The sequence below is a fragment of the Micromonospora foliorum genome (assembly GCF_022229015.1).
GTDB lineage: Bacteria > Actinomycetota > Actinomycetes > Mycobacteriales > Micromonosporaceae > Micromonospora > Micromonospora foliorum.
Map to the genome: position 1 here is coordinate 1 of NZ_JAKKFF010000040.1, position 5905 is coordinate 5905.

At 73.2% G+C, this 5905-nt stretch carries 6 protein-coding genes and 1 pseudogene; 3 read left to right on the forward strand and 4 right to left on the reverse strand.

Annotated features, from left to right (window positions below):
• Window positions 1–413: pseudogene (locus PSH25_RS03980) on the reverse strand (ABC transporter permease); the annotation flags it as partial.
• Window positions 407–1156 (reverse strand): ABC transporter ATP-binding protein, encoded by a 750-nt coding sequence (locus PSH25_RS03985; RefSeq protein ID WP_238657705.1) that lies wholly within the window; start codon window positions 1154–1156, stop codon window positions 407–409. The gene PSH25_RS03985 and the pseudogene PSH25_RS03980, both read right to left, overlap by 7 nt.
• A gap of 168 nt (window positions 1157–1324) precedes the next feature.
• Here PSH25_RS03985 and PSH25_RS03990 point away from each other — a divergent pair, with 168 nt between their 5' ends.
• Genes PSH25_RS03990 through PSH25_RS04000 form a run of 3 tightly spaced genes read left to right on the forward strand, consistent with a single transcriptional unit; the run spans window position 1325 to window position 3710 of the window.
• Window positions 1325–2482: a sensor histidine kinase gene (locus tag PSH25_RS03990; protein ID WP_238657706.1), complete on the forward strand. Its 1158-nt coding sequence runs from the start codon at window positions 1325–1327 to the stop codon at window positions 2480–2482.
• Window positions 2479–3141, forward strand: a complete 663-nt coding sequence (locus PSH25_RS03995; RefSeq protein ID WP_238657707.1) for a response regulator — start codon at window positions 2479–2481, stop codon at window positions 3139–3141. Before PSH25_RS03990 ends, PSH25_RS03995 begins: the two co-directional genes overlap by 4 nt.
• 29 nt (window positions 3142–3170) lie before the next feature.
• Window positions 3171–3710 (forward strand): DUF1697 domain-containing protein, encoded by a 540-nt coding sequence (locus tag PSH25_RS04000; RefSeq protein ID WP_238657708.1) that lies wholly within the window; start codon window positions 3171–3173, stop codon window positions 3708–3710.
• Between the two features lie 42 nt (window positions 3711–3752).
• Here the strand turns inward: PSH25_RS04000 and PSH25_RS04005 are convergent, their stop codons facing one another.
• Window positions 3753–4730: an MBL fold metallo-hydrolase gene (locus tag PSH25_RS04005; RefSeq protein ID WP_238657709.1), complete on the reverse strand. Its 978-nt coding sequence runs from the start codon at window positions 4728–4730 to the stop codon at window positions 3753–3755.
• Window positions 4731–4882: 152 nt separating this feature from the next.
• The gene (locus PSH25_RS04010) at window positions 4883–5836 is read right to left on the reverse strand and encodes a serine hydrolase (RefSeq protein ID WP_238657710.1); all 954 of its coding nucleotides are present in this window, start codon (window positions 5834–5836) and stop codon (window positions 4883–4885) included.
• Window positions 5837–5905: the final 69 nt, after the last annotated feature.

A 5905-nucleotide genomic window follows, 5' to 3' on the forward strand; every position in this document is an offset into this window, starting at 1 on the left:
CACTCTTTCCCTCCCCGACGCTCGCCAGCCGTGAGCCGCAGTCCACCCAGCTGGGCGCTGGACCAGCCGTGCCCCTGGTGGGCGTCCTCTCGCCGGGTGTCGGCGGCCGAGGGTCGGCCGTCGACGAGCGGCTGCGCGTAGAAGGTGCGGTCCGGCACCGCCGTCACGACGTCCGGCAGGCCGGCCAGCCGGCCGACGAGCTCCGCCGCCACGGTGGCGGACCACGGCCGGGTCGGCACGAACTGGTCGGCCGACGCACCCGCCTCGGGGCTCTGCACCACGACCGCCGCCCGCGTCAGCCGGTCCGGCACCTGCGGGCGGCCGGAGGCGAGCAGCAGGGTGGCCGCCGCGACAAGCGTGACCCCGATGGCGACGGCCACGAACGCGCTTGCCGACCGCCGGACGCTCAGCACGACGACTCCGCGACGGTTTCCCGTTCGGCGATCCGGGCGGCCACGGCGGCGGCGTTGATCCCGCCGGTCAGCTCGTCGACGACGCGGCCGTCGGCCAGCAGGAGGACCCGATCGGCGTACGCGGCGGCAGCCGGATCGTGGGTCACCATCACGACGGTCTGCCCGTGGTCGTCGACGAGCGCCCGCAGCAGCCGAAGCACCTGCCGGGACGACGCGCTGTCCAACGCCCCGGTCGGCTCGTCGGCGAAGACCACCGCCGGACGGGTGATCAACGCTCGGGCCACGGCGACGCGCTGCTGTTCACCGCCGGACAGCTCACTCGGCCGGTGCCCGGCCCGGTCGGCGAGTCCGACGGCGTCGAGGGCGGCGGCGACGTCCCCGGCCGGCGGGCGGCGGCGGGCCAGGCGCGACGGCAACTCGACGTTCTGCGCGGCGGTCAGCGTGGACACGAGGTTGAACGCCTGGAACACGAAGCCGATCCGGTCCCGCCGCAGCCGGGTCAGCTCGTCCTCACCGAGGTCGTTGAGGCGGGTGCCGTCGATCGTGACGACCCCCTCGGTCGGGCGGTCCAGCCCCGCCGCACAGTGCAGCAGGGTGGACTTTCCCGAGCCCGAGGGACCCATCACCGCCGTGAACGTGCCGCCCGCGAAGCTGGTGGTCACGCCGTCGAGCGCCGTCACCCGCCGGGTTCCGGTGCCGTACACCGCGCGCAGCCCGGTGAGGGTCACCGTGTGTGTGGTCATGACGGTTACGGTGCCGAATGCCGGGGTGCGGGGCGTCGTGCCGGGGCGGGCACTTTCCGGCCCTCCCCCGGGTGGAGTCGGAGGCCCGCACGCGCCGGCACGTCGTCCTCCGGGATGACCACCCGCAGGCGGACGCGGCCGGCCCAACCGGCCGATACCGTTCGACGGGTGACCGCTCTCCTGCTGACCCGACGGATGCGACCGGTGGACCTGTACACCGTGGACGCCCTGCTGGCGGTGGCCGTCGGCGGGCTGCTCTGCCCGTACGCGGCGCTGGAGTCGCCGCTGCACGGCGGCGTACGCGAACCGCTCTGGGTGTCCGTGCTGGTCGGTATGGCCCTCGGGCTGCCGTTGGCCGTCCGGCGGCGGTGGCCGATGGCGGTGGCCGTCGCGATCAGCTCCGTCGCCACCGTTGCCCTGATCACCGGGGTGATACCCAATTTCGCTGCCGCCGCGCCGGCGTTCGCCATCGGCCTGTCCTTCTACACGGTGGCCGTGGCGGCGCCCACCCGCCGGTCGATGCTCTGCGCCGCCGGTTGTCTCGCGCTGGTGAGCGTCGGCCTGGTGCTGACCGCCGGCGACCTCTGGTCGCGCACCGGCGCGGTCGTCTACGCCGCGGTCATGGTCGCGCCCGCCTGGGTGATCGGTTGGCTGATCCGGGAGCGACGCGCCCTCGCCACCCGGCAGAGCGACCAGTTGGTCCGTCAGACCGCCACCGAGGAGCGGTTGCGGGTGGCGCGCGAGCTGCACGACGTGGTCGCGCACACGCTGAGCCTCATCGTGGTGAAGGCGGCCGTCGCCAACCACGTCGCCGAGGCCGACCCCCGCGAGGCGGGCGCCGCCCTCCGGGTCATCGAGGAGACCGGCCGCACCGCGCTGACCGACGTGCGTCGCGTGCTCGGCGTGCTGCGGGAGGACAGCCCGTACGCGCCGACGCCCGGGCTGGACGAGTTGCCTCTCCTCGCCCGGCAGGCGGCGATCGGCGGCGTCGATGTACGGCTCGACGTGCGGCGGGACGAACCGGCCGGCGCGGTGCCGGAGTCGGTGGGCCTCGCGGTGTACCGGATCGTGCAGGAGGCCGTGACGAACGTGGTGAAGCACGCGGCGCCGGCCGCCTGCCGGGCCACGGTGACCGTCCTGCCCGACGAGGTGCGGGTGGAGGTGACCGACGACGGCCAGCGGCCGGTGCTGCTCGGCGGAGAGGGGCACGGGTTGATCGGCATGCGGGAACGGGTGGCGTTGCACGGTGGAGAGTTCCGGGCCGGCCCACGCTCCGACGGTGGCTTCGCGGTGACGGCCAGCCTGCCCTACCGGGTGCCCGCGTGATCCGCGTGCTGATCGCCGACGACCAGGCGTTGCTGCGCGGCAGTTTCCGGCTGCTTGTCGATCTCAGCCCGGACTGCACCACCGTCGGCGAGGCGGGCACCGGCGTGCAGGCCGTGGCGTTGACCGAGCAGCACCGGCCGGATGTGGTGCTGATGGACGTCCGGATGCCGGAGATGGACGGTATCGAGGCGACCCGGCGGATCTGCGCGGCGACGGCCGGCACCCGGGTCATCATCCTGACCACGTTCGACCTCGACGAGTACGTCTACGGGGCGTTGCGCGCCGGGGCCAGCGGGTTCCTGCTCAAGGACACCCCACCGGCGGACCTGCTGACCGGGATCCGGGTGGTCGCCGCCGGGGAGGGGCTGCTCGCGCCGACGGTGACCCGCCGGCTGATCGACGAGTTCGCCCGGCAGCCGGAGCCGACCCGGCCGCTGCCCCGGCAGCTCGACGGGGTGACCGATCGGGAACGGGAGGTGCTGGCGCTGATCGCCCGGGGCCTGTCCAACGCGGAGTTGGCCGCGCACCTCAACCTCAGCCAGGCCACCGTCAAGACGCACGTCGGGCGGCTGCTGACCAAACTGGCGGTACGCGACCGGGCGCAACTGGTCATCGTCGCGTACGAGACGGGCCTCGTGGGGCCGGGCGGCCTACGCTGAGCCGGTCGCCCGCGCATCCAGGAGGAGCCATGACCCGGTACGTCGCCCTGCTCCGCGGGGTCAATGTCGGCACCACCCGGCTGGCGATGGCCGACCTGCGCCGGATCGTCACGGACCTCGGCCACGAGGACGTCAAGACGTACCTGCAGAGCGGCAACGTGGCCTTCGGCAGCACGGTGCGCGACGCGGAGAAGCTGGCCGCCGGGATCGAGCGGGCGCTCACCGACGAGCTGGCGTTGACCGTGCCGGTGTTGGTGCGCAGCGGTCGGGAGTTGGCGGCCATCGCCGGCGGCAACCCGTACGCCGACCGGGAGGACGACCCGACCCGACTGCTGGTGGCCTTCCTCGCCACCGCACCGGAGAAGTCCACTGCGAACGCGCTCACCGTGCCGGGTGGCGAGAACGTGTCGTTCACGGTGACCGGCCGGGAGGTGTTCCTGCACTACGTCGACGGCGGTTACGGGCGGTCGAAGTTCACCAACGCGTACCTGGAGAAGAAGCTCGGCGTGGTGGCCACCTCCCGCAACTGGAAGTCGGTCCGGGCGCTGGCGGAGCTGACCGGCTCCTGACGCGGTGGGGGCCGCGGTCCGGCGACCCCCCACCGACGCTGCTCAGAAGTGGTAGGCGGTCTCGTACTCGGGCACCAGCACCCGGCTGCGCGGCGAGATCCGGCGCACCGCCGCGATCATCTCGTTCAACCGGGTGCGGTCGGTCGGGGCGACCGACGGCGGGTTCTGCAACGCCGTCTCGAAGTTGTCGTAGTGCACCGGCACCACGACCTTCGGGTAGTCCAGGCCGGCCAGCAGCCGGGGCAGGTAGTCGCCGGTGGTGGTGGCGCTCTGCATGGCCACCATCGCCACGTCGGGCGCGAGGCCGGTGAGATTCCGCTCGGCGACGTCGCTGGCCCCGGTGAAGTAGACCGACGGGCCGCCGTCGACCCGCAGCAGGTAGCCCAGCGTGTCGCCCTCCGGCAGGTCCGCGATGGTGGCCGGCTGCGGCGGCGGGGTCACCCGCACCCCGGGAAAGGCCACCGAGTACGACGCGTTGCGGCTGTGCAGCGAGCCGACCACCTCGACGCTGTGGTCGCCGAAGTCCAGCACCTCCCCACCCTTCACGGCGCTGAGCTGCGTCGACGGCAGCCCGTAGGCCAACCCCAGGTGGTAGGCGGTAAGCGTGCCGAACACCCGCGCGCCGGTGCGCCCGGCGATGTACGGCACGTCCATGAAGTGGTCCCAGTGGGTGTGCGTGACCAGCACCGTCGTGGCCCGGTCGACCCGCGGGTCGATCGCGTCGGTGCGCACGGTCAACGGGGTGTCGGTCCGGAACGCGCCGGTGAACAGCCCGGTGTCGATCCGGCTGAGGAACGGGTCGACGAGCACGGTGCGGTCGCCGATGTCGACGCGCCAGCCGGCCGTACCCCACCAGCGGAAGCTGACCGCGCCCTTGCGGCGAGCGGTCGGCGTGGGTGCGACGGTTGTCGGCGCGGCCTGGGCCGGGGTGGCGACGCCGGCGGCGAGGCCACCGGCGGAGACCAGGGCGGTGGTGGCGGCGGCGTCGCGCAGGAAGCGTCGGCGGTCGAGACTGGGCATGCGAATCTACTCCCGTGGTCGGGCGATGTGTCGACCACGAGCCAACCAGCGTCACCGGGCCGCAGTCCAAGATCAAAGGCCGTCGGCTTCGATACGCGACCGGATATCGGTGCTGGTCGGCGGGGGTGCGCCGACGCTTGCCGGGCGCGAAATCAGTCGCCGCGCAGCGCCTCGACGGCCGTGCGGGCGGCCTCCCCCATGGCCAGGTCCACGTCGATGCGGCGCGGGGTCAACTCTTCCGCGCGGGCGAAGACGGCGATCGCGTACCGGCCGCCGTCGGGGTATTCGGCGACCCCGGCCTCCAGGTGGAACCCGGGCAGGGTGCCGGTCTTTCCGGAGACCCGGACGCCGGGCGGGAAACCGGCGGCCAGCCGGGTCCAGAAGATCTGCCGGGCCATCCAGGTGCGGACCATCGCGCAGGCCGCCGCCGGCCCGGCCTCGTCCCGCCAGATCAGGGTGAGCAGCCGGGTGATCTCCCGGGCGGTGCTGGAGGTGGTGTGCGCGGGGTCGAAGACCCGCATGGCCCGGACCCGCTCCGCCGGCAGCGTGGGGAAGATCCGGGCGAACTCCGCCTCGGTCCGGGCGCCCACGTCGGCGAGCATCATCTCGACCAGCTCCCGAGGACCACCGAGAACGCGGGTACGGGTCAGCCCCAGCTCGACGGCGAGCATCGGCAGCAGGTCCGGGCCGACCCGGCGCAGCAGCAGGTCGGCGGCCGTGTTGTCGGTGACCGACATGGCGAAGTACGCGAGGTCGCGCAGTGACACCTCGGCGTCGTCGGTGCAGCCGGCCAGACCCCACCCACCGAGCCGGTCGGCGGCGGTGACCAGGACCCGCTCGGTCGGATCCAGTTGACCGGCCTCGACCTGCCGGGCGAACTCCAACACCAGCAGGATCTTGAAGATCGAGGCGATCACCACCTGCTCGTCGGCCCGAACCCCGACCTCGCGCGGGCCGCCGACCGGGCCGCCGACCGGGCCGCCGCCGTCGGCGCTCAGGTCGACGGCGTCCAGGTCCACGACGTGCAGACTGGCCGTCACCCCGACGGCGGCGAAGCTGGCCTCGATCCGTTCCTCCACGTCCACGCCTAGGTCGGAAGAGCCCACGTCTGCACACCAGTCACGTGCCCTTAGTGCGGCTGCGGTGTTCATCTTGAGACAATGACAAGCAGAGAC